The organism is Pseudomonas sp. BNK-44-b (assembly GCF_047456245.1).
Taxonomy (GTDB): domain Bacteria; phylum Pseudomonadota; class Gammaproteobacteria; order Pseudomonadales; family Pseudomonadaceae; genus Aquipseudomonas; species Aquipseudomonas machongensis.
In genome coordinates, this window is sequence record NZ_CP179908.1 from 4,298,421 (window position 1) to 4,320,112 (window position 21,692).

Here is a 21,692-nt window from a genome sequence, read left to right on the forward strand (position 1 = left end):
CCCTAGAATATCGCCGCCGCTTTATAGCCCAACCCTCACGGAAAGAGGGGCCTATGCAGTAGCGAGCCCGATGTTGCACACCCGATCCCCGCGCCCCATCCTCCCCAGGCCTCACCCCGAGCTGATCCTCAACCTGGGCAGTTGCCTCGCCGTGCTCGCGATTGTAGGTATCGTCAGCTATCTGCTCGGCCGCGAACGGGACAGTGTCGAACAGTCCTCCATCCGCGCCTCGAGCAACATCGTCCAGCTCATCGAAAGTGACATCCTGCGCAACGCCGAACTCTATGACCAGTCGCTCAAGGGACTGATCTGGGCAGTCGGGCGCAGCGAGCTGCCGAAGGTGCCTGGCCCGTTGCGCCAACGCCTGCTGTTCAACCAGGCCTTCGTCGACCGCAGCCGCGGCGATGTGCTGTGGCTCGACGCCCAAGGCGATGTGGTGGGCGACTCCAGCAGCATCATTCCACGCCAGGCGAACTTCGCCGGCACGGGGGTGTTCAGGGCCCACCAGACCAACGCCAACCTCGGTCTGCTGGTCGGCCCACCGTTCAAGGCGCGGCTTGGCGATCTGGACTGGTGCATCAGTTTCAGCCGGCGCATCCCCGGCCCCAACGGTGAGTTCGCAGGCCTGGCCACCGGCGCCCTGCGCCTGTCATATTTCAACGAACTGTTCCAGCGCCTGGACATCGGCGAGCACAGCAGCATCAACCTGCTCAACACCAGCGGCCAGTTGCTCGCTCGCGAGCCGACCCGGCCACAAGACCCAGCGATCGGCAGCGACTTCAGCCAGCAACCCAATTTCCAGCGCATTCTCCAGGAGCACAGTGGCAGCTTCAGCGCGCACTCGAACCTGTTCGACGAGCGGCGCATGTATACGTTTGCGCGCGTGGGCGAACTGCCGCTGATCGTGCTGGTGGCGCACTCTTCTTCCGAAGTTTTCCAGGCCTGGCGGCGCACGGCGCTGATCGTCGGCCTGGCCACGGGAGTACTGTGCCTGGGCATACTCTGGTTGACCGTGCTGCTGGGGCGCGAACTGCGTCGGCGCCACGATGCCGAGCAAGGCCTGGCCACGCTGGCAGCCACCGACAGCCTTACGGGCCTGGCAAACCGACGTCGCCTCGATCAGGTCCTGCGCCAGGAATGGGCACGCGCGCAACGCAACCGCTCGGCGCTGGCGGTACTGATGGTGGATGTGGATCACTTCAAGGCGTTCAACCAGCGCCACGGTCATGCCGGCGGTGATCATGCCCTGCGTGAAGTGGCGCGCACCATCAATCGCTGCATTCGCAGGCCGGCCGACCTGGCAGCGCGTTATGGTGGCGAGGAGTTTCAGGTGGTACTGCCGGAAACCGAACTGGCCGGCGCGTTGCTGCTGGCCGAACGCATTCGCCTGAGTGTCGAGGCGATGCCGCGATTCGGTGCCGATGAGCGACCGATCACGGTCAGCATTGGCATCGGCCTTTACCAACCCGGCACCCAGCACGACCTTACAGCAGTGCTGGGTGCCGCGGATGAAGCCCTTTACCGGGCCAAGGCGGGGGGCCGTAACCGGGTAGAAGGGCCTGTCACGCCTGTTGCTTAGGAGCGGGCGCGGGCAGCGTCACGCAGGACTTTCACCTGGTCGTGATTACGCTGTACGCCTTGCAGCTGCTTCTCCACCAGCGCATAGGTTTGATCACTGGCGCCGCGGCCGAGCTTGACCAGCTTCTCGCGAGCCTCTTTGTAGGCCTTCAGCGCATGGTCCTCGCCCCGCTCCACTTCGTTGAGCACCGCTTCTTCATCCTTGCCGGTCACCATCGACTTGAGGTTGACCCAGCCACGGTGCAGATCGCCGCTGAAGCTGGTGGAGGTTTCCGGGTCGCCACCGAGACGGCGTACTTCGCTCTGCAACTCGCCTGCGGCACTGGCGCATTCGCCGGCACGCTGGACGAAGAAGGCCTTCAGCTCAGGATTCTTGACGTCATCGGCCGACTCCTTGAAACCCTTCTCGCCATCCTTGCTGTACTCGATCAGGTTGTTCAGCACGTCGATCACGTCTTTGTTGGGGTTGCTCATGGGGTAACTCCTTGGCAGGTGATAGTCCCTATGACAGGAGCAGTCTTCATGCCAAGCCTGGAAAATATAAAAAATCCTTGAAAATCATATATTTATTTTTTTAGCGCACCGGTAAGGAAGCGGTGTTCTGCATGATTGCCGCTTGCGCGCTCGTGCAGATTGCAGGGTGGATGCGCGCAGCGATTGCTGTATGGTCGGCGTTTTCAGCGCACCAGGTTCACCGAATGAAACCCGAATCCCTGCAACTGCTGGTCACACGGACCATGCCCTTCGGCAAATACCAAGGCCGGATCATCGCCGATCTGCCGGGCGACTACCTGGCCTGGTTCGCGCGCAAGGGCTTTCCGCCCGGAGAGCTGGGCGGGTTGCTGGCATTGATGCATGAGATCGATCACAACGGTCTGGGGGAGTTGCTGGTGCCCTTGCGGCACAAACGTTGAGATCGGTGGTGGAGGCCTCGCTGGCACGCCTGCGAAGCCTCCACCATTGCCCCCAGGGCGATCACTTGGCCGGGGCCACCACCATCTCCACTCGCTCAGCCTTCTTGATCAGCGCGTACACCACCGCCGTCACCAGGCTTCCGGCAAGGATCGCCAGCAGGTACAGCAGCGCATGGTTGATCGCGTTGGGGATCAGCAGCACGAACAGGCCACCGTGCGGCGCCATCAGCTTGCAGCCGAAATACATCGACAGCGCCCCGGTCAGCGCACCGCCAGCGATGCTCGCCGGAATCACCCGCAACGGGTCCTTCGCAGCAAAGGGAATCGCGCCTTCGGAGATGAAGCAAAGCCCCAGTACCAATGCCGCCTTGCCAGCCTCGCGCTCGCTCTGGGCGAACTTGCGCCGGGCCAGGAAGGTCGCGATTCCCAGGCCGATCGGCGGCACCATGCCAGCGGCCATGGTCGCCGCCATCGGCGCGTAGCTCGACGAGGCCAGCAAGCCCACCGAGAAGGCATAGGCCGCCTTGTTGATCGGCCCGCCAAGGTCGATGCACATCATCCCACCCAACAGCAATCCGAGCAGGATCGCGTTGGTGGTACCCATGCTGTCGAGAAAGCGCGTGAGCCCCTCGAGCATGGCCGCCACCGGATGACCGACCACGTAGATCATCACCAGCCCGGTGAACAGGCTGGCCAGCAGCGGAATGATCAGGATCGGCTTGAGCGCTTCGAGGCTGGTGGGCAGACGCGCCCAGCGGCTGATGGCCTTGGCGCTGTCGCCGGCAAGAAAGCCCGCGACGATACCGCCAATGAACCCCGCACCCAGGGTGCTGGCCAGCAGGCCACCGATCATGCCTGGGGCCAGGCCCGGACGGTCGGCGATGGACCAGGCGATATACCCCGCCAGCATCGGCACCATCAGTTTGAATGCCGCCTCGCCACCGATCTGCATCAAGGCCGCAGGCAAGGTGCCTGGCTCCTTGAACGCCTCGATGCCGAAGACGAACGACAGGGCGATCAGCAGCCCGCCCGCCACCACCATCGGCAGCATGAACGACACACCGGTCAACAGGTGCTTGTAGACCCCGGCCTTTTCACTTTTCGCGGGTGTATCGGCCGTGCCTCCGGCGCTTTCCTGCTTGCCGTCGGCCAGCGCTTTGTCGAGGGTCGCCCGCGCCTGCTTGAGGGCGATGCCGGTGCCGCATCGATAGATGCGCTTGCCCGCAAAGCGTGCCGTCGGCACCTCGATGTCGGCAGCCAGCAGCACCACGTCCGCCTGGGCAATGGCATCGGCCGACAATGGGTTGCGGGCGCCCACCGAGCCCTGGGTTTCGACATTGAACCCGTAGCCCAGCTCCCGGGCAGCCTGCTGCAGGGCTTCGGCCGCCATGAAGGTATGGGCCACCCCGGTCGGGCAGGCGGTGACCGCCACGATACGCGGCGCAGCGCTGCGACCAGGCGTATCGGCGACGCTCGCCTCGAGCACCTTGGCGTTGGCCGCGGCTTCATCGAGGAAACCTTCGCGATCAGCCAGCGCCTGGGCGGGAGTGCTTTGGTACACAGGCTTGCCGACGAAACGGCTCAGGTCCACCGAACCGGTACTGACCACCAGCACCCAGTCGGCCTCGGCGATCTGCGCAGGGCTCAGGCGCCGCTCGGGGTGCTCGGCATCCCACACCTCGACACTGGTACTCCAGCCCCGACGTTGGGCCGCGGCGGCCAGCAAGCGTGCACTCAATACACTCGACACCTGGCCATTCGGGCAGGCGGTGACGATCGCAATGTTCATCGGCGAGCCTCTTGTTGTTGTTCTGTCAGTTGCACGGCAGCTTCAAGGCGCGACAGCTGTTCGCGGTCGTCGATGCCGAAGCCCACCTGAGTCACCGCCTGGGCGGCGATCGCAGTGGCGCGGCGCAAGGTCTGCCCGGCACTCTCGGCCTGCAGCAGGCCATGAACCATGCCCGCCACCAGCGAGTCGCCCGCGCCCACGGTACTGGCGATGCTCACCTTGGGCGGCTGGGCATGCAGGGCCAGGTCAGCGGCGAACCAGTTGACCCCGTGTTCGCCCTGGGACACCACCACGTGGGTGACGCCGCCGTCGAGCAGGCGCTGGGCGGCATCACGCTGCTCGGCAAAAGCCTGCACGGTGATGCCGAACAGCTCGCCGAGCTCATCGGTATTGGGCTTGACCAACCAGGGCGTACTTTGCAGACCGGCGCGCAAGGCCTCACCGCTGGTGTCCAACGCCACCTTCAGGCCCTGGGCGACCAACTGGCCCAGCAACTGGCAGAACCACTGCGCGCTGACGCCACGTGGCAAGCTGCCCGCCACCACCACCACGTCATGCCCTGCCGCCCGTTGCGCCAGGTACTCGAGCAACTCGGCCTGGGCCGCGTCGTCGACCTGAGGGCCCAGGCCATTGACATCGGTGACCCGGCCATCGGCCTCGACCAGCTTGATGTTGGTGCGGGTTTCGCCTGGCACGCGAACGAACCCGTCGTCGAAGCCGCGACGGGCAATCAGCGCTTCGAAAGGTTGCAGGTTATCGCGCCCCAGAAAACCGCTGACCGTCACCTGATGCCCAAGGTCAGCCAGCACCTGGGCAACGTTCAGGCCCTTGCCGGCGGCGTGGCTGCACTGTTCATGAGTGCGATTGACCTCGCCTGCGCGCAGTTGCTCGAGGGTGACCGTGAGGTCGATCGCAGGGTTGAGGGTCAGGGTGAGAATCTTGGCCATTTCAGTCACGCTCCACCAGCGCCCGTACCGCCTCGGCGCTGTCCTGTTGCAGGGCCTCGCGCGCCAGGGCGCGGGCCGTCGAGTAATCGGCCTGGCGCACCAGGGCCTTGACTTCGGCGACACTGCGCGCCGCGACGCTCAGTTCGTCCACCGCCAGCCCCAGCAGCACTGGCACAGCCTGCGGATCGGCCGCCAGCTCACCGCACACGCCCACCCACTTGCCTTCGGCATGGGCGGCGCGCACGGTCATGTCGATCAGTTGCAGCACTGCCGGGTGCAGACCATCGGCCTGGGCCGACAGGCTCGGATGGCCGCGGTCGATGGCCAGGGCGTACTGGGTCAGGTCGTTGGTACCGATGCTGAAGAAGTCCACCTCCCGGGCCAGTTGCGGGGCCAGCAGCGCAGCCGACGGCACCTCGACCATGATCCCCACCTGCAGGTCATTGACCGGGATCTCCTCACGCAGCCGCTCGACCATGGCCTTGGCCGCGCGCCACTCGTGCATCTGGCCGACCATCGGGAACATGATCCGCAGTGGCCGGTCGTCGGCCGCCCGCAGCAGGGCGCGCAACTGCTCCTCCATGACCTGCGGACGCTGCAGGGTCAGGCGCACGCCACGTACGCCGAGGAAAGGGTTGTCTTCGTCGGCGATCGGCCAGTAGGGCAAGGGTTTGTCACCGCCCACATCGAGGGTGCGCACCACCAGCGGGCGCCCCTGCAGGCCATCGAGCACGCGGCGATACTCCGCTTCCTGGGTGGCGACATCCGGCAGTTGCGGATGGGCCATGAAGATCAGTTCGGTGCGCAACAGGCCGACACCTTCGGCGCCAAGCTCCACCACCTTGTCGATGCCACTGCTGTCACCGATGTTGGCGAAGACTTCGACGGCATGGCCATCGCGGGTCACGGCCGGCTCGTGGCGATTCGCCCAGGCGGCCTGCAGACGCTGCTCACGCTGATCGCGTTCGGCCAACGCACGCTGCAGCTCATCGGCAGCTGGCGCAACGGTGACCTTGCCGCGCTGGGCGTCGAGCAACAGCGGCGTGCCCGCCTCCACCAGCAGGATCGCCGCCCCGACACCGACGACCGCCGGAATGCCAAGGGCGCGGGCGACGATGGCACTGTGTGCGGTGGCCCCTCCTTGCGCGGTCACGATGCCAGCAACCCGCGCCGGGTCGAGACGCGCCACATCGGACGGCCCGACTTCAGCCATCACCAGCACATAGGGCTGTTGCGGCTCGGCCTGCTCGGCGACGCCACACAGCTGCGCCAGCACCCTTCGGCCAATGTCGCGCAGGTCGGCGGCACGTTCGGCGAGCAACGCATCGCGCAGCGCCTCCTGCTGGCTGGCGGCCGCCTCGATCACCGCCATCCACGCCGCTGCGGCACTTTCGCCCTGGGCCAGGCGCAGATCCACCTCATCGCCCAGTGCCGGGTCGGCGAGCATCTCCTGGTGTGTGATGAAGATCTCACCGATGGCCTTGTCGCTGCGCTGCACCAGTGTCTGCAGCTCGGCGTCGACCGCCGCCAGGGCAGCACGCAGCCTGGCACGCTCTTGGGCGCAGGATTCGCCGCGCAGCGGATAGTCGATCTGGCGCTCAATGCGCACATGGGACGGCCCGCTGGCGATGCCTGGCGCTGCACCGACGCCCTGGACCTGGCTACCGGGCAGCGGCGCTTGCAAGGTTTCGCGCACCACCTCGGCGACCGGCAGGGCAAGCGCTGGCAACGGTTCGACGTCCTCGCCCAGGCCCTGTTCGATGGCTTCCAGCAACACCGGCAGGGCATCACTGGCGATGGCCGGCTCGGCGATCAGCTCCAGTTCCTGCCCACGCCGGGCCCCTAGTGACAGCAGGCGGCTCAGGCTTTTCACCGACACGCCGGGATGGCCGCTGTCGGTCAGGCGGATGCGGATTTCACCCTCGAAGCCCTTGGCCAGTTGCGCCAACACCTTCGCCGGGCGGGCATGCAGGCCATTGGGGTTGGCCAGTATCACGCGCACGCTGGGCCAGTCGGGCGGCGCCTCGCCACCCAGCACCTGCAACACATCGCGACTGCTGGTGGCCTGGTAGAGGGTCTGCCCACGCCCTTCGATCAGCACCTGACAAAGACGCTCGAGCAAGGCCTGATGCGCAGCACCAAGGCTGGCCAGGCAGAACAGGCCGTTCAAGGGCTGATCGCGATGACGCAGCGGCTGCTGCGGGGTCACGAACGCCAGGCCCGGCTGCAGCACCTCGCGCTCGCTGTGCAACCACCACAGCCCCTCTCCCAGCGGAAGTGGCTCGGCCTGCTGCAACAGCGCTGCGAAACCACTGTCCACACAGCCGCCACGCTGCAGCAGGCGCGCACCGCGCCAGGCCAGTTCAGCGAAGTCTTCGGCGGGCAGGTTCAGACCGATCAGTTGTGCATCCAGCGCCAGCTCGCGCGGCGCCCCCTGCAACAGCTTGAGCAGTGCGTCGGCGGAGCTGGCGCGGCGCAGCGCCTCGGCCAGGTCGGTTTCACCCAGGGCGCGCGTCAGCAGTTGCAACAGGCGCAGGTGTTCGTCAGAGCGTGCGGCGATGCCGATCGCCAGGTAGACGATATGCCCGTCGCCCCAGTCCACCCCTTCGGGAAACTGCAACAGGCGAACACCGGTGGCAAACACCAGGTCGCGGGTCTGCGGGGTACCGTGGGGGATGGCGATGCCTTGGCCGAGAAAGGTCGAGCCCTGCGCCTCGCGCGCCTCAAGGCCCTGTAGGTAACCCTCGGCGACCAGACCGTCGCTGACCAGCCGATCGGCCAGCAAGCGCAATGCCGCCGCTTTATCGCTGGCAACCTGGCCCATGGCTATCTGCTCTCTCGCGAGCTCGAGCATGACCTTCTCCTTTTGCAGTACCCGTCGTTCGGGACTGAGGTTATTGTTGTGGGATTCAACGCGTTTTTTCACCCGCGGGCTCAGGGGCAGTTCCCGTTCAATCGGATGCTGAAACGTTTAATCTGACCAGGCGGCCACGTTACTCGATAATCTGCGTAGGAAAAAGCCCCAGTTTGTCGGAACAATTGCGACAATGGTCGCCTGCACTTGGACACAATTCTGAGTAAGACTACCCGATCAGGCGCCCCTGGCCGCCCCGGTAATAACAAGGAAAATGCGGTGAAACTCAGCGATATCGCACGTCTGGCCGGTGTTTCCGTGACCACTGCCAGCTACGTCATCAATGGCAAGGCCGAACAGCAGCGCATCAGCAGCGCCACCGTCGAGCGGGTGCGCGCGGTGGTCGAGGCCCACGACTTCACGCCCAACCCCCAGGCGGCCGGCCTGCGCAGCCGGCACACACGCACCCTCGGCTTCATCCTCCCGGACCTGGAAAACCCCAGCTACGCACGCATCGCCAAGCAGCTCGAACAAGGCGCGCGAGCCCGTGGCTACCAGTTGCTGATCGCCAGCAGCGATGACCAGCCCGAAAGCGAACGCCAGCTGCAGCAGTTGTTCCGCGCTCGCCGCTGCGATGCGTTGTTCGTCGCCAGTTGCCTGCCGCCGGAAGATGACAGCTATCGCGAAATGCAGAGCAAGGGCCTGCCAGTGATTGCCATTGACCGTCGCCTCGACCCCGCGCACTTCTGCTCGGTGATCAGCGACGACCGCGAGGCCAGCCGCCAACTCACCGAAAGCCTGCTGGGCAGCAAGCCTCGCAGCATCGCCCTGATCGGTGCGCGTCCGGAGCTGTCGGTCAGCCAGGCACGCGCCGGAGGATTCGACGAGGCCCTGCAGCGTTTTGATGGCGAAGTTCGCCGTTACGAAGGCGACGCCTTCAGCCGCGCCTGTGGCCAGCGCCTGATGGAAACGCTGATCGACGAGCTCGGCGACCTGCCCGATGCCCTGGTGACGACCTCCTATGTGTTGCTGCAAGGCGTCTTCGATGCCCTGCAAGCCCGTGCCAGCGAGCCACGCGAGCTGCAACTGGGCACCTTCGGCGACAACCAGTTGCTCGATTTCCTGCCGCTGCCAGTCAACGCCATGGCCCAGCAGCACGGCCAGATCGCCGCCACCGCGTTGGAGCTGGCCCTGGCCGCTATCGAGCAGAAGACCTACGCCCCCGGCGTACACGCCGTGGCGCGAACCTTCAAGCAGCGCATCTCGGCCTGAACATGCGCCTGATCGACACCCACACCCACCTGGATTTCCCCGACTTCGACGCCGACCGCGAGCGCCTCCTGGCCAACGCCGCGGCGCTGGGGGTCGAGCGCATGGTGGTACTGGGGGTGGATCAGGGCAACTGGCAGCGAGTCTGGGACCTGGCCTGCAGCGACACACGCCTGCCAGCCGCCCTCGGCCTGCACCCGGTGTACCTCGAGCAGCATCAGCCCGAACACCTGGCGCAACTGCGTGCGTGGCTCGAACACCTACGGGGCGACCCGCGCCTGTGCGCGGTCGGCGAGTTCGGCCTGGACTATTACCTGCCCGAGCTCGACAAGACACGCCAGCAGGCCTTGTTCGAAGCGCAATTGCAGATGGCCTGCGACTTCGAATTGCCTGCGCTGCTGCACGTACGCCGCAGCCATGCCCAGGTGATCGCCACGCTCAAGCGCTACAAGCCCGTACGCGCAGGCATCATCCACGCCTTCGCCGGCAGCTACGAAGAAGCACGCGAATACATCAAGCTCGGATTCAAATTGGGCCTGGGTGGCGCCGCCACCTGGCCGCAAGCCTTGCGCCTGCGCAAGACCTTGCCGCGCTTGCCACTGGAGAGCGTGGTACTGGAAACCGACGCCCCAGACATGCCGCCGGTGATGCACCCCGGTGCGCGCAACAGCCCCGAACATCTGCCCGATATCGCCCGGGCGCTGGCCGAGGTCATGGGCGTGGAGTACGCTTCGCTGGCCGCGACCAGTACGCGCAACGCTTGTGAGCTGTTCGGCTGGTAGCTTGGCAGGCGGTCACTCTTCGAACAGGGTGCAGGCCATCACCAGGGCGTCTTCACGTCCGCCAGCGGCCGGGTAGTAATCCCGACGCCGACCGATTTCGTTGAATCCGTAGCGTTCATACAAACGATAGGCCGACTGGTTGCTGGCACGTACTTCCAGGAAACATTCGCGCCCATTGAGCTGCCAGGCTCGCGCCATCAGGTGTTCGAGCAGCCGCAAACCCAGGCCGCGCCCCTGGTTTTCTGGCTTGACCGTGATGTTGAGCAGGTGCGCTTCGTCGATGATCACGTTGATCACGCCATGCCCGACCTGTTGCTGGCCGTCGAACATCAGCCACACTTCGTAGGACTTGAGCGCATCCTGGAAGATCCCGCGGGTCCAGGGGTGGCTGAAGGCGGCATATTCGATCTTCAGCACGCTATCCAGATCCGCCTCGGTCATCGGGCGGAAACTGATCGAGTCACTCATTCAACGCTCTTCCAGCGCGCCATCAGCTGGCGCATCGCTTTCCAGACGTCCGCCTTGCGTTGCGGCTCGTCCATCAACAGTTCAAGACCCGGCAACGCCCAGACGTCGCCCAGGCCATCGATCTTCAGTGCTTGGTAGTAGGCCTGGGCATCGGCGTCGCCGGCAAAACGCACCGCTGGCAGGCCGATCAGCCACAGGCAGGTGCAGGGGACCTCTTCGAGGCGGGCCTGGATGAAACCCTGGACGAAATCACGCGCAGCCTCCGGCCCCTGCTCCATGTTGCCACGCACGAACAGCGGCCAGCGCACCGGCTCGCCGATGATCTGCGGCGCGTCCGGCAGGCCGGCGGCGCGCAGCATGTCCTTGAGCAACAGGTAAGAAGGGTCGCGGCTCTGGAACGGCTGGCCGGTGGCGAGCTCCACCAGCAACAGGCACGTGCCGGCACGCAGCAGCTGCAGGGCGAAACGCGGCGGAGGCACAGACGCCGGACGTGCAGCCTTGGGGGCTTCCTGTTCGCGCTCGACCGGCTTGGCAGCGGCCTTGGGCGTGCTGCCGGGGCGTGGGATCTCGATTTTCGGGCGCTCGCCGGAGCGGGCATGGGTCGGCGCGGCTTCGCCTTGCGCAGGCGCCTGGCGCACCGGCTGCGCCTCGACATCCAGATCCTCGACCGGCGCCACCGGCAACAGCAGCTCGGGGCGCGAAGGCGCGGCGAACGGCAGTTCGGCACGCGGCAGCCAGTGCACCACTTGCATGGCGGAAAGGTAGGCGCGGCGGCGGGGTTCGGTCAGCAAGGCTCGGGTATCCGGGGGCTTGGTTCAGTCGGGCATTCTAACGCTGTTGGCGGCGGCGTGCCGCAACAGGCTGGCGGAAATTTATCGCCTGTGCCGGCCCGATCGCGGGGCAAGCCCGCTCCCACAGGTACAGCGCCTGCCCCACCAACGGTGATAAGCCCGCGAAGAGGCTGGCACAGATCAACGCAAATCCCGGACCAAGGGGTGAAATCCTCCCCCCCGTATGCAGTACAATCGCCCCTTTTATTTGGCAAGAGTCGACCCGCCAATGATCGAACCCAAGCGCGTCCTGCGCGCCCTAGCCGAACACTGGGCCCTGATCGAGCCGCTGTGCGAGCGCTTCGACCAGGGCACCCTGAGCCTGGTCGAGCTGCGTCAGCAACTGGCCCGCCAGCAGGTAGAGAGCACGCCGCAGGACATCACCCAGCTGCTCGACGTGTGGATTCGCCTGGATATCCTGGTCCCGGTGGCCAAGAGCCCGAACCGCTTCGAGCTCAACGCGCAGATCCACGACTTCCTCGCCTACCTGCGTCGCGAGCACCGCCTGGGCCTGTGCCTGGAGATCGAAGCCTACCTGCGCCACCTCGAGCGCCTGGCCGGGCACATCCAGGACGCCTTCGACAACCGCGACAGCGACGACCTGGCGCGCCAACTGCGCCTGCTCGACATGCGCGTGCGCGATGTGTTGAAGAAGCTCGACAACGACGAACAGGCGCTGGTCGCGGTGGCCGAACGGGCCAAGACCAGCAACCGCCAGATCCCGCTGCGCCAGCGCTACGCCGAAGTGCTGGCGACCTGGGACGAATACGTCGAGCCGATGATCCAGCTGGTCAACGCCGACGGTGCCTTCGAGCAGGGCGTACGCAAGGTCGAGACCGTGCTGCTGCGCCTGTTGGGCGAGCAGGCGCGCCTCGGCCACTTGGTCGATGACGACATGCTGCTGCGCACCCACGCGCGCATCCTCGAGATGCAGACCAGCGCCCAGCTCACCCTGCGCCACGCCCGCGAGCTGCTGCTGCCGCTGCGCGAGGAAGCGCGCCGGCATAACGCCGTCACCCGCGGCGCGGCACTGGCGCTGTCGGTGATCCGCAAGAAAGGCATCGATGCCGTACCGCAAGCGGCCATGCCGATGTTCACCCGTCCGCAAAGCACCTTCCTCGGCAGCGCCAGCCAGGTCGAGGCCTATGTCTATGCCCTGGCCCGCTTCGAGCCCAAGCCTGCGCGCTTCCCCAAGGCGCACAAGACCCACAAAGGCCCGCTGCCACGCGCGCCGCGTACGGTCAAGGAAATGCTCGAACGCTGCGAAGACGCCCTCCCGCTGCCCGACCTGATGGTCTGGCTGCTGGAGCAGGAACCCGAAGGCGCCACCGACGAGTTGCTGTACTGGTTCTCGCGCCTCTCGCGCGAGAAGCGCTTCAGCCGCGAGCGCCTGCAGCGCCAGGACTACACCACCCGCGAACACCTGGTCAGCCTGCGTTCCTTCGCCCTGACATCCAGCCGCGAACAACAACCGGCAGCCACCGAATCCACCGCGAGCCCAGCCAATGCATCTTGATCTTTCCGAACTGTCCCAGCTCGCGCCGATCTTCCGCGAGCTGTTCAAGGGCTTCCACGTCAGCCGCCGCGACCCGGAACTGTACGCCCAACTGTCGAACTTCCAGGACCAGTACCGCACCCTGTTCAAGGCGCTCGGTTTCGAGCTGGTCTGCGACACCCGTGGCTTCTACTACTTCGTCCCCGAGCAGGCCGCCGCGCAGGTCAACAAGACCGCCCAGCGCCTGTCGCTGTTCACCTTCATCCTGGTCGAGCACCTGGCCGACCAGGGCCGCGACCCGATGGCCGTGCTCGACGGCGGCAGCATCGGCCGCGACGAGTTGCCCTCGCTGCTGGAGAAATACCGCGACCTGTTCCTGCAGGCCGAAGTGCAGACGGTCGAGGAGCTCGAAGAGAAGATCCTGCGCCGCATGACCCAGCTGGGCTTCGCCCATGAAGAAGGCGGCATCTACCGCTTCCTGCCGCCGATGCACCGCTTCCTCGATGTGTGCCTGTCGGTCCAGCAGGACCGCGACCTGGCCGCCACCCTGCACAGCGACCTGCCGCTGCCGGTCCCGGTGCTGGTCGAGGAAGAAACCCCGGAACAACTCAACCGCACCGACGATCCGCTCGACCTCACCCCCTTCGAGGGCGAAGAGAGCGAAGAGGACGCCCTGGCCCGGGCCATCCGCGAAGAGCAACAGGAGATTGACGCATGAGCCAGGAACGCTACGGCATTCGCCGCTTCGCACTGCTCAACACCGCCGGCTACAGCCTCGGCCTGTTCCCGCTGGAACATCCGCTGTCGGTCTATGGCGCGAACAACCTGGGTAAATCGGCATCGATCAACGCCCTGCAATTCCCGATCCTGGCGCGCATGTCGGACATGAGCTTCGGCAAGTACAGCCTGGAGCAGTCGCGGCGCTTCTACTTCGCCAGCGACACCAGCTACATCCTCTGCGAACTGAACCTGCCCCACGGCCCGCACGTGATCGGCGTGGTCGGGCGCGGCCCGGGCGGCGGCTTCGGCCACCAGTTCTTCGCCTACCAGGGTGAGCTGGACCTGGCTCACTATCAGAAAGACGACACCTGCCTGCGCCAGAAGGAGCTGTTCACCAACCTCGAGCGCAACGGCCTCAAGGCCTACGAACTCAAGCCGGACGAACTGCGCCGGCTGCTGGTCGGCGGCCACACCTCGGTGCCGCTGGACCTCACCCTGATCCCGCTGCGCTCGACCAGCGAGCAGAGCCTGAAGACCTTCCGCGCGCTGTTCATCAACTTGCTGCACATGCGCGAGATCACTGCCGCCAAGCTCAAGCAGCTGTTCCTGGATGCCTTCGAGCACAGCCTGCGCTCGGGCAGCGTCGACTACATTGCGGCCTGTGAAGAAGCCTTCCGCGACGTGCGCCGCATGGAGCAGGACTACAACGCCCTGGTCGCTGCCGGCCCGCTGGTCGAAGCACTTGCCGGCGGCGTGGCCCAGCGCGACATCCTGCGCGGCAAGCTGCACCGTCTCTCCCCCCTGCTCGACAGCCTGCTCGGCACCTGGCAGGACTACGCCGTAGCGCGCAAGGAAGAGCTGGTGATCCAGGCCGAGCACTACCGCGCCGAGCAGGATGGCTTGCAGAACGACCAGCGTGGCGGCACCCAGGAGCTGATGCGTCTGGAACGCGAGATCACCGGCATCCAGCGCTGGCTCGGCGAGCTGTCGGTGCTCAAGCACCGCTTCGCCCTGGTCGATGACGTCAAGGTCCTGGAGCAGCAACTGCTCGCCGCCAAGGACGCCCACGACGAACTGGCCGGCGCCCTGGCGCAGTCGCGCCAGTTCTCCGCCGAAGACCTCGACGAACGCGTGCGCGACCTCGAAAAACGCGTCAAGGCGGTCAAGCAGCAGCTCGAACACGCCGACAACAACAGCTACGCACGCCTGCGCGAAGAGTTCTCTCAGCAAGACGTCGACCGCCTGATGCGCCTGTTCAACGGCGCGCTGTTCAGCCTGCCGCTGGGTGATCGGGGCATCGAACTGGACGACAGCGACCTGTGGGTCAAGACGCTTGAAGGCGTGCTCGACAGATTCAAGGGCGAGCGCTTCGAAGTGCCGGGCCTGTCCATCGACCTGTCGCACATCGAGCCGCCAGCGCTGCAGGCACTGGCCGACCGTGCGGCCCTGCGCGACCAGAAAGAACGCCTGGAAAAGGAGCTCAAGCAGCTCAAGACCCAGCAGGCCGTGGCCCTGGACCGCGCCGCGAGCAAGGCCCAGACCGAGGCGCTGTACCAGCAGGTGCTGGATGCGCAGAAGGCCCTTGAGGACTTCCGCCGCACCGAGACCCTGAGCGCCGAGGAGCCAGAGAAGATGGAGCAACTGGCGCAGTTCGAAGCCGCCCAGGACGAGCTCAAGCGCTCCAGCGACGCCTTCACCGAACGCGTCCAGCAGTTGTCGGCCAAGCTGCAACTGGTCGGCCGCCAGATCGCCGACATGGAAGCCAAGCAGCGCACCCTGGACGACGCCTTGCGCCGCCGCCAACTGTTGCCGGCCGACCTGCCGTTCGGCACGCCGTTCATGGAGCCGGTCGACGACTCGATGGACAACCTGTTGCCGCTGCTCAACGACTACCAGGACAGCTGGCAGGCGCTGCAGCGCGTCGACAACCAGATCGAGGCGCTGTATGCCCAGGTGCGCCTGAAAGGTGTGGCCAAGTTCGACAGCGAAGACGACATGGAACGTCGCCTGATGCTGCTGATCAACGCCTACTCGCACCGCACTGAGGAAGCCCTCACCCTGGCCAAGGCGCGCCGCGCGGCGGTCACCGACATCGCCCGGACCCTGCGCAACATCCGCAGCGACTACGACAGCCTCGAGCACCAGCTGGCGCTGTTCAACCGCGAGATCAACAAGCGCCAGGTATCCAACCTGGAGAGCTTCCGCGTGGTGCTGGCGCCGAACAAGGAAGCGCTCAAGCACATCGACCAGATCATCCACAGTGCCGGCCAGTATGAGGAAGGCGAAACGCTGTCGGTGTTCGACCTCACGCAGAGCGCCGAGCAGGATCACAAGAACGAAGAGGCCAAGGAGTACCTGGCGCGGCTGGTAGCGGCCAACCACAACCAGCTGGGCCTGAAAGACCTGTTCGAGCTGGCCTTCGAGATCACCAAGATCAACAGCCAGCCGGTGATCCACGCCGACATCGACGGCGCCGCGTCCAACGGCACCACCATGACCATCAAGGCGCTGACCAACATGTACCTGTTGCTGCACCTGATGGACCGCGACCTGGCCGGGCGCATCCGCCTGCCCTACTACCTCGACGAAGCGGCGGACATCGACGAACGCAACCAGGCGGCGCTGCTGGAGACCAGCCAGCAACTGGGCTTCGTGCCGATTCTGGCGAGCGTGAAGCCGCAGGTGTCGGCGCGCGTGGCGATCGACCTGGAAGGCGGCAGCGGGCCGAACGGGATCTACATCGACGAGGCGGACTGGAAGTACATCAGCCGCCGGGATGAAGTGAAGGCGATCGTGCGTGAGGATCAGGCCGAAGAGCTGGCCTGAGGCAACCGCGGCCCATTCCTGTAGGAGCGGGCTTGCCCCGCGATAGGGCCCGACTTGGCAACCTCGCCGCCAGGTCGGGCCCTATCGCGGGGCAAGCCCGCTCCCACAGGAGGAGCTGCGTCGTTTATTGGGCATGCGCCCAAGGCAGGATCGGAATCGCTGTCACCGCATTCTGCGGGCTACCTTCGACTATCCGGTCGCTGTACACCAGGTACACCAGCGTATTGCGCTTCTTGTCGAGAAAACGCACCACCTGCATGGTCTTGAACACCAGCGAGGTGCGTTCCTTGAACACCTCCTCGCCATCCTTGAGCTCACCCTTGAAGTTGATCGGCCCAACCTGACGGCAGGCGATCGATGCCTCTGCGCGGTCCTCCGCCAACCCCAACCCACCCTTCACGCCGCCGGTCTTGGCTCGCGACAGGTAGCAGGTCACACCTTCGACCTTGGGATCGTCGAACGCCTCGACCACGATGCGGTCGTTGGGCCCAAGGAACTTGAACACGGTGGACACCTGGCCGATTTCCTCGGCACCGGCCAGCATCGGCAGCATCAGCGCTGCCACGGCAAACATCCTTTTCAGCACGGGCATCTCCTTCAGACCAGGACCAGGTTGTCGCGGTGCACCAGCTCGGGTTCGGCGCTGTAGCCCAACAGGCTTTCGATGGCGTCCGACGGCTGGCCGATGATCTTCTGCGCCTCCAGGGCGCTGTAGTTGGCCAGGCCACGGGCCACTTCCAGGCCATCGGGGCCGACGCAGACCACCATTTCGCCACGGCGGAAGCTGCCCTGCACAGTCTTCACGCCGACCGGCAACAGGCTCTTGTTCGATTCGCGCAGGGCCTTCACAGCGCCAGCATCGAGCACCAGGGTGCCGCGGGTCTGCAGGTGCCCAGCCAGCCACTGCTTGCGCGCAGCGAGCATGCCGCGCTCAGGCGACAGCAAGGTGCCCAGGCGCTCGCCAGCCTTCAGGCGGTCCAGCACACGCTCGATACGGCCACCGATGATGATGGTGTGGGCACCGGAGCGCGCAGCCAGGCGTGCGGCACGCAGCTTGGTCTGCATGCCACCGCGCCCCAGGGCGCCACCGGTACCGCCCGCCACGGCGTCGAGCGACGGATCGTCGGCGCGGGCTTCGTAGATCAGTTGGGCTTCAGGGTTGTTGCGCGGGTCGGCGTCGAACATACCGTCGCGGTCGGTGAGGATCACCAGCAGGTCGGCCTCGACCAGGTTGGCTACCAGCGCGGCCAGGGTGTCGTTGTCGCCGAAGCGGATCTCGTCGGTGACCACGGTATCGTTCTCGTTGATCACCGGCACCACGCCCAGGTCGACCAGGGTGCGCAGGGTGCTGCGGGCATTGAGGTAGCGCTTGCGGTCGGAGAGGTCGTCGTGGGTCAGGAGGATCTGCGCGGTGTGCTTGCCGTGCTCGCCGAAGCTCGACTCCCAGGCCTGCACCAGGCGCATCTGGCCGAGCGAGGCGGCCGCCTGCAGCTCGTTCATCGCACTCGGTCGCGTGGTCCAGCCCAGCTGGCTCATGCCTGCGGCCACGGCCCCGGAGGAGACCAATACCAGTTCCACGCCCGCTTCACGCAGTGCGACCATCTGCTCGACCCAGACCGCCATCGCACCACGGTCGAGGCCCTTGCCATCGGCGGTCAGCAGCGCACTGCCGATCTTCACGACCCAGCGCTTGGCGCCCGTCACCTTGCTTCGCATCTTCTCTTCCAACCTATGTCGAATCTGTAGATACCAAAACGCCGCTCATTTGAGCGGCGTACCGTGAGAGGGTGTTGAGGCCATCGCGGGACAAGCCCGCTCCCACAAGGATCCCAGCGGACCTGTGGGAGCGGGCTTGTCCCGCGATGGGCTCAACGCCCAAGCCTGATCACGGCACACTGCCTCGAAGAGCGGCGTTCAGTGTACTGCAACCGGTCAGTCGCGCACGTAAATGATTTCCGGGCCGTCCTCGTCGTCCTCGAAGTCATCCCAGTCGTCATCGTCGCCGATGTCGTGGACGCTCTTGACGCCGGTACGGCGCAGGGTACGAGCGTCGTCCAGGGCCTGAAGCTGGGCACGGGCCTCGTCTTCGATGCGCTGGTCGAGTTCGTTGAGCTCGGCGGCGTAGGCCGGGTCGTTGGCCAGGCGGTCGGCGCGGTCTTCGAGGAAGCGCATCAGGTCATGGCTGAGCTTCTCGGTGCCCTGCTTGGAGATCGCCGAGATCACGTAGACCGGGCCATCCCAGTTCAGGCGGTCGACGACTTCCTTCACACGCTCGTCGCGCTCGTCTTCCATCAGCATGTCGGCCTTGTTCAGCACCAGCCAGCGCTCGCGATCGACCAGCGCCGGGCTGAACTGCGCCAGCTCGTTGATGATCACTTCGGCCGCATCGGCCGGGCTGCTCTCGTCCAGCGGCGCCAGGTCGACCAGGTGCAGCAGCACACGGGTACGGGCCAGGTGCTTGAGGAAGCGGATACCCAGGCCGGCACCTTCGGAGGCGCCCTCGATCAAGCCGGGAATGTCGGCGATGACGAAGCTCTTCCAGCGGTCGACGCTGACCACGCCCAGGTTCGGCACCAGGGTGGTGAACGGGTAGTCGGCAACCTTCGGCTTGGCGGCCGAGACGGCGCGAATGAAGGTGCTCTTGCCGGCGTTCGGCAGGCCCAGCAGGCCGACGTCGGCCAGCACTTTCAATTCCATCTTCAGGTCGCGCTGGTCGCCCGGCTTGCCAGGCGTGGTCTGGCGCGGCGCACGGTTGGTACTCGACTTGAAACGGGTGTTGCCCAAGCCGTGCCAGCCGCCCTGGGCGACCATCAGCTTCTGACCCGGGGTGATCAGGTCGCCGATGACTTCCTGGGTGGAGGCATCGATCACCGTGGTGCCGACCGGCACGCGCAGGAACAGGTCCTCGCCCTTCTTGCCGGTGCAATCGGTGCTGCCGCCATTCTGGCCGCGCTGGGCCTCGTGGTGGCGGGTGTAGCGGTAGTCGACCAGGGTGTTGAGGTTCTCGTCGGCCACCATGTACACCGAGCCGCCGTCGCCACCGTCACCGCCGTTGGGACCGCCGTTCTCGATGAATTTTTCGCGGCGGAAGCTCATGCAACCGTTACCGCCGTCACCGGCTTTTACCCGGATCGATACTTCGTCAACAAACTTCATTCAAAACCGCCTCTCGTCGGACGACGAGCTGAAAACCAGAAAACCCTGAGGCTCTTGCAAAAATGAGCGCGGCGGCCCCGTATCATCAGAAACCAACGCCGGCAGCCCAGACAAACAGCTTTGCAAGAGGCTCACCACAAACGAAAAAGCCCCGTCGCATGACGGGGCTTCTGGAGCGACGTCGCGATTAAGCGGCGACGATGCTCACGTAACGGCGGTTGAACTCGCCTTTCTTCTCGAACTTGATCACGCCGTCGATCTTGGCGAACAAGGTGTGATCCTTGCCCATGCCAACGCCGTAGCCAGCGTGGAATTCGGTGCCACGCTGACGGACGATGATGTTGCCCGGCTTGATAACCTGGCCGCCATACATCTTCACGCCAAGGCGTTTCGATTCTGAGTCGCGACCGTTACGAGTACTACCACCAGCCTTCTTGTGAGCCATGGTTCAATTCTCCAAATAAATTCAGGGGACCTAGGGGATTAAGCCTGGATACCGGTGATTTTGATCTCGGTGAACCACTGGCGGTGGCCCATGCGCTTCATGTGGTGCTTACGACGACGGAACTTGATGATGCGAACCTTGTCGTGGCGGCCTTGCGAAACAACTTCGGCCACTACTTTGGCGCCAGCAACGACTGGAGCACCGATGGTGACTTCTTCACCGTTGGCGACCAGCAGAACGCGATCGAAAGTCACGGATTCGCCAGTGGCGACTTCCAGTTTTTCGATCTTGAGGAATTCACCTTCAGCGACTTTGTACTGCTTGCCGCCGGTAACGATTACTGCGTAGGACATTTTGAATCTCCGATAATCCTGCTCACCCAGCGCTTTATATGATGAGTATTGGCTGGCATGGCTGCACAAGGCTGGAACGGCCCGGTGCAATTGCGTAAGGCAGGTGCTGCCCAGGAAGTTAGGGTGCGCGATTGTACGCAACCCGGTAAAGCCTTGCAAGTGCCGCCCCGAGGGTGCAGGCAGCGCGCCTTGACACACCGGGACCCGCGACCTAGCATGCCGCGCAACCTCAATGGAGCAGCCGATGCAACCCCAATCCTTCTACCGCGCGGTAGCTGACGATTTCAGCGCCGTCGACGAGATCATCAAGAAGCAGCTGACCTCGCGCGTGCCGCTGGTATCGAAGATCGGCGACTATATCACATCCGCGGGTGGCAAACGCCTGCGCCCATTGCTGGTGCTGCTGTGCGGCAAGGCCCTGGGCCGTGAAGGCGACGACCTGCGCCTGCTGGCCGCGACCATCGAATTCCTGCACACCGCCACCCTGCTGCACGACGATGTGGTCGACATGTCCGGCATGCGCCGCGGCCGCTCCACTGCCAATGCCCTGTGGGGTAACGCCCCCAGCGTGCTGGTCGGCGACTTCCTCTATTCGCGCTCGTTCGAAATGATGGTCGAACTGGGCTCGATGCCGGTCATGCAGATCCTGTCCAAGGCCACCCGGGTGATCGCCGAGGGTGAAGTGCTGCAGCTGTCGCGCGTGCGTGATGCCAGCACCACCGAAGAGGTGTACATGGACGTCATCCGCGGCAAGACCGCCATGCTCTTCGAAGCCTCGACCCACAGCGCCGCGGCGCTGGCCGGCGCCAGCGACGAGCAGCGCGAGGCCCTGCGCACCTTTGGCGACCACCTGGGCGTGGCCTTCCAGTTGGTCGACGACCTGCTCGACTACAAGGGCGACTCCGAAACCCTGGGCAAGAACGTCGGTGACGACCTGGCCGAAGGCAAGCCCACCCTGCCACTGATCTACACCATGCGCGAAGGCACGCCAGAGCAGGCGGCGCTGGTGCGCCAGGCCATCCAGAAGGGCGGCCTGGAAGACCTCGAGCAGATCCGCATTGCCGTCGAAGCCTCCGGCGCACTCGACTACACCGCACGGATGGCCCGCGACTACGTCGCCCGCGCCATCGCCTGCCTGGAAGTGCTGCCAGCAAGCGAATACCGTGATGCACTGGTCGAGCTGAGCGAGTTTGCGGTCGCGCGTACACACTGATAGATCGCATCGTCTTCATTCGCGGGCAAGCCCGCTCCCACAAGGACCTGATG

19 protein-coding genes are annotated in these 21,692 nt (G+C 65.2%); 8 read left to right on the forward strand and 11 right to left on the reverse strand.

Annotation, left to right across the window (positions count from 1 at the left end):
• Positions 1 to 73: 73 nt before the first annotated feature.
• Positions 74 to 1,579, forward strand: coding sequence for a sensor domain-containing diguanylate cyclase (locus tag ACMGGG_RS19710; protein ID WP_063546876.1), 1,506 nt, complete (start codon positions 74 to 76; stop codon positions 1,577 to 1,579).
• On the opposite strand, the gene ACMGGG_RS19715 is transcribed toward ACMGGG_RS19710, so the two are convergent.
• Positions 1,576 to 2,052, reverse strand: a complete 477-nt coding sequence (locus ACMGGG_RS19715) for a ferritin-like domain-containing protein (protein ID WP_063546110.1) — start codon at positions 2,050 to 2,052, stop codon at positions 1,576 to 1,578. The two genes, ACMGGG_RS19710 and ACMGGG_RS19715, sit on opposite strands and share 4 nt — an antisense overlap.
• Before the next feature lie 224 nt (positions 2,053 to 2,276).
• Between ACMGGG_RS19715 and ACMGGG_RS19720 the strand changes: the two genes are divergently transcribed.
• Positions 2,277 to 2,492: a DUF3820 family protein gene (locus ACMGGG_RS19720; protein ID WP_054892498.1), complete on the forward strand. Its 216-nt coding sequence runs from the start codon at positions 2,277 to 2,279 to the stop codon at positions 2,490 to 2,492.
• Between the two features lie 61 nt (positions 2,493 to 2,553).
• Here the strand turns inward: ACMGGG_RS19720 and ACMGGG_RS19725 are convergent, their stop codons facing one another.
• Genes ACMGGG_RS19725 through ptsP form a run of 3 tightly spaced genes read right to left on the reverse strand, consistent with a single transcriptional unit; the run spans position 2,554 to position 8,082 of the window.
• On the reverse strand, positions 2,554 to 4,281 hold the full coding sequence (locus ACMGGG_RS19725) for a fructose-specific PTS transporter subunit EIIC (RefSeq protein ID WP_414160004.1): 1,728 nt from the start codon (positions 4,279 to 4,281) through the stop codon (positions 2,554 to 2,556).
• Positions 4,278 to 5,228: a 1-phosphofructokinase gene (gene pfkB / locus ACMGGG_RS19730; protein ID WP_414154254.1), complete on the reverse strand. Its 951-nt coding sequence runs from the start codon at positions 5,226 to 5,228 to the stop codon at positions 4,278 to 4,280. The genes ACMGGG_RS19725 and pfkB overlap by 4 nt, the downstream gene beginning before the upstream one ends.
• Position 5,229: 1 nt before the next feature.
• Positions 5,230 to 8,082: a phosphoenolpyruvate--protein phosphotransferase gene (gene ptsP / locus ACMGGG_RS19735; RefSeq protein ID WP_414154255.1), complete on the reverse strand. Its 2,853-nt coding sequence runs from the start codon at positions 8,080 to 8,082 to the stop codon at positions 5,230 to 5,232.
• Positions 8,083 to 8,361: 279 nt separating this feature from the next.
• Between ptsP and cra the strand changes: the two genes are divergently transcribed.
• Together cra and ACMGGG_RS19745 are read left to right on the forward strand one after the other, a co-directional pair.
• Positions 8,362 to 9,354 carry a catabolite repressor/activator gene (cra, locus tag ACMGGG_RS19740; protein WP_063546114.1) on the forward strand — a complete coding sequence of 331 codons (993 nt, stop codon included), beginning with the start codon at positions 8,362 to 8,364 and terminating at the stop codon, positions 9,352 to 9,354.
• A 2-nt stretch (positions 9,355 to 9,356) separates the two neighbouring features.
• Entirely contained in the window at positions 9,357 to 10,133 is a 777-nt protein-coding gene (locus ACMGGG_RS19745) for a TatD family hydrolase (RefSeq protein ID WP_414154256.1), read from the forward strand.
• A gap of 12 nt (positions 10,134 to 10,145) precedes the next feature.
• On the opposite strand, the gene rimI is transcribed toward ACMGGG_RS19745, so the two are convergent.
• Together rimI and ACMGGG_RS19755 are read right to left on the reverse strand one after the other, a co-directional pair.
• The gene (gene rimI, locus ACMGGG_RS19750; RefSeq protein WP_054892492.1) at positions 10,146 to 10,601 is read right to left on the reverse strand and encodes a ribosomal protein S18-alanine N-acetyltransferase; all 456 of its coding nucleotides are present in this window, start codon (positions 10,599 to 10,601) and stop codon (positions 10,146 to 10,148) included.
• Positions 10,598 to 11,392, reverse strand: coding sequence for an energy transducer TonB (locus tag ACMGGG_RS19755; RefSeq protein ID WP_414154257.1), 795 nt, complete (start codon positions 11,390 to 11,392; stop codon positions 10,598 to 10,600). The genes rimI and ACMGGG_RS19755 overlap by 4 nt, the downstream gene beginning before the upstream one ends.
• 268 nt (positions 11,393 to 11,660) lie before the next feature.
• Here ACMGGG_RS19755 and mksB point away from each other — a divergent pair, with 268 nt between their 5' ends.
• From mksB to mksF, 3 genes are read left to right on the forward strand one after another with little or no spacing between them, the layout of a single operon-like run.
• Positions 11,661 to 12,947: an Mks condensin complex protein MksB gene (mksB, locus tag ACMGGG_RS19760; RefSeq protein WP_054892490.1), complete on the forward strand. Its 1,287-nt coding sequence runs from the start codon at positions 11,661 to 11,663 to the stop codon at positions 12,945 to 12,947.
• Positions 12,937 to 13,644: an Mks condensin complex protein MksE gene (gene mksE, locus ACMGGG_RS19765; protein ID WP_054892489.1), complete on the forward strand. Its 708-nt coding sequence runs from the start codon at positions 12,937 to 12,939 to the stop codon at positions 13,642 to 13,644. Before mksB ends, mksE begins: the two co-directional genes overlap by 11 nt.
• Positions 13,641 to 16,472 carry an Mks condensin complex protein MksF gene (mksF, locus tag ACMGGG_RS19770; protein WP_414154258.1) on the forward strand — a complete coding sequence of 944 codons (2,832 nt, stop codon included), beginning with the start codon at positions 13,641 to 13,643 and terminating at the stop codon, positions 16,470 to 16,472. Before mksE ends, mksF begins: the two co-directional genes overlap by 4 nt.
• A 124-nt stretch (positions 16,473 to 16,596) precedes the next feature.
• Here the strand turns inward: mksF and ACMGGG_RS19775 are convergent, their stop codons facing one another.
• The 5 genes from ACMGGG_RS19775 to rplU form a co-directional block, all read right to left on the reverse strand.
• Positions 16,597 to 17,046, reverse strand: a complete 450-nt coding sequence (locus ACMGGG_RS19775) for a CreA family protein (RefSeq protein WP_186668416.1) — start codon at positions 17,044 to 17,046, stop codon at positions 16,597 to 16,599.
• Between the two features lie 23 nt (positions 17,047 to 17,069).
• Entirely contained in the window at positions 17,070 to 18,188 is a 1,119-nt protein-coding gene (gene proB / locus ACMGGG_RS19780; RefSeq protein ID WP_054892485.1) for a glutamate 5-kinase, read from the reverse strand.
• A gap of 216 nt (positions 18,189 to 18,404) precedes the next feature.
• A complete protein-coding gene (gene cgtA / locus ACMGGG_RS19785) occupies positions 18,405 to 19,628 on the reverse strand; it encodes an Obg family GTPase CgtA (RefSeq protein ID WP_054894071.1) in 1,224 nt (407 codons plus the stop codon).
• Between the two features lie 187 nt (positions 19,629 to 19,815).
• Positions 19,816 to 20,073: a 50S ribosomal protein L27 gene (gene rpmA, locus ACMGGG_RS19790; protein WP_029614211.1), complete on the reverse strand. Its 258-nt coding sequence runs from the start codon at positions 20,071 to 20,073 to the stop codon at positions 19,816 to 19,818.
• Positions 20,074 to 20,111: 38 nt separating this feature from the next.
• Positions 20,112 to 20,426, reverse strand: coding sequence for a 50S ribosomal protein L21 (gene rplU / locus ACMGGG_RS19795; RefSeq protein WP_003247466.1), 315 nt, complete (start codon positions 20,424 to 20,426; stop codon positions 20,112 to 20,114).
• Between the two features lie 244 nt (positions 20,427 to 20,670).
• On the opposite strand from rplU, the gene ACMGGG_RS19800 reads away from it, so the two are divergent.
• Positions 20,671 to 21,639, forward strand: a complete 969-nt coding sequence (locus tag ACMGGG_RS19800; RefSeq protein ID WP_063546121.1) for a polyprenyl synthetase family protein — start codon at positions 20,671 to 20,673, stop codon at positions 21,637 to 21,639.
• The last annotated feature ends 53 nt before the right edge of the window (positions 21,640 to 21,692 follow it).

What these genes read in the sequence shown, in the direction of transcription:
- ACMGGG_RS19715 (WP_063546110.1), bottom strand. Translation starts at nt 2,052, where the DNA reads ATGAGCAACCCCAACAAAGACGTGATCGACGTGCTGAACAACCTGATC.
- ACMGGG_RS19720 (WP_054892498.1), top strand. Translation starts at nt 2,277, where the DNA reads ATGAAACCCGAATCCCTGCAACTGCTGGTCACACGGACCATGCCCTTC.
- ACMGGG_RS19725 (WP_414160004.1), bottom strand. Translation starts at nt 4,281, where the DNA reads ATGAACATTGCGATCGTCACCGCCTGCCCGAATGGCCAGGTGTCGAGT.
- pfkB (WP_414154254.1), bottom strand. Translation starts at nt 5,228, where the DNA reads ATGGCCAAGATTCTCACCCTGACCCTCAACCCTGCGATCGACCTCACG.
- ptsP (WP_414154255.1), bottom strand. Translation starts at nt 8,082, where the DNA reads ATGCTCGAGCTCGCGAGAGAGCAGATAGCCATGGGCCAGGTTGCCAGC.
- ACMGGG_RS19745 (WP_414154256.1), top strand. Translation starts at nt 9,357, where the DNA reads ATGCGCCTGATCGACACCCACACCCACCTGGATTTCCCCGACTTCGAC.
- rimI (WP_054892492.1), bottom strand. Translation starts at nt 10,601, where the DNA reads ATGAGTGACTCGATCAGTTTCCGCCCGATGACCGAGGCGGATCTGGAT.
- mksB (WP_054892490.1), top strand. Translation starts at nt 11,661, where the DNA reads ATGATCGAACCCAAGCGCGTCCTGCGCGCCCTAGCCGAACACTGGGCC.
- mksE (WP_054892489.1), top strand. Translation starts at nt 12,937, where the DNA reads ATGCATCTTGATCTTTCCGAACTGTCCCAGCTCGCGCCGATCTTCCGC.
- mksF (WP_414154258.1), top strand. Translation starts at nt 13,641, where the DNA reads ATGAGCCAGGAACGCTACGGCATTCGCCGCTTCGCACTGCTCAACACC.
- ACMGGG_RS19775 (WP_186668416.1), bottom strand. Translation starts at nt 17,046, where the DNA reads ATGTTTGCCGTGGCAGCGCTGATGCTGCCGATGCTGGCCGGTGCCGAG.
- proB (WP_054892485.1), bottom strand. Translation starts at nt 18,188, where the DNA reads ATGCGAAGCAAGGTGACGGGCGCCAAGCGCTGGGTCGTGAAGATCGGC.
- cgtA (WP_054894071.1), bottom strand. Translation starts at nt 19,628, where the DNA reads ATGAAGTTTGTTGACGAAGTATCGATCCGGGTAAAAGCCGGTGACGGC.
- rpmA (WP_029614211.1), bottom strand. Translation starts at nt 20,073, where the DNA reads ATGGCTCACAAGAAGGCTGGTGGTAGTACTCGTAACGGTCGCGACTCA.
- rplU (WP_003247466.1), bottom strand. Translation starts at nt 20,426, where the DNA reads ATGTCCTACGCAGTAATCGTTACCGGCGGCAAGCAGTACAAAGTCGCT.
- ACMGGG_RS19800 (WP_063546121.1), top strand. Translation starts at nt 20,671, where the DNA reads ATGCAACCCCAATCCTTCTACCGCGCGGTAGCTGACGATTTCAGCGCC.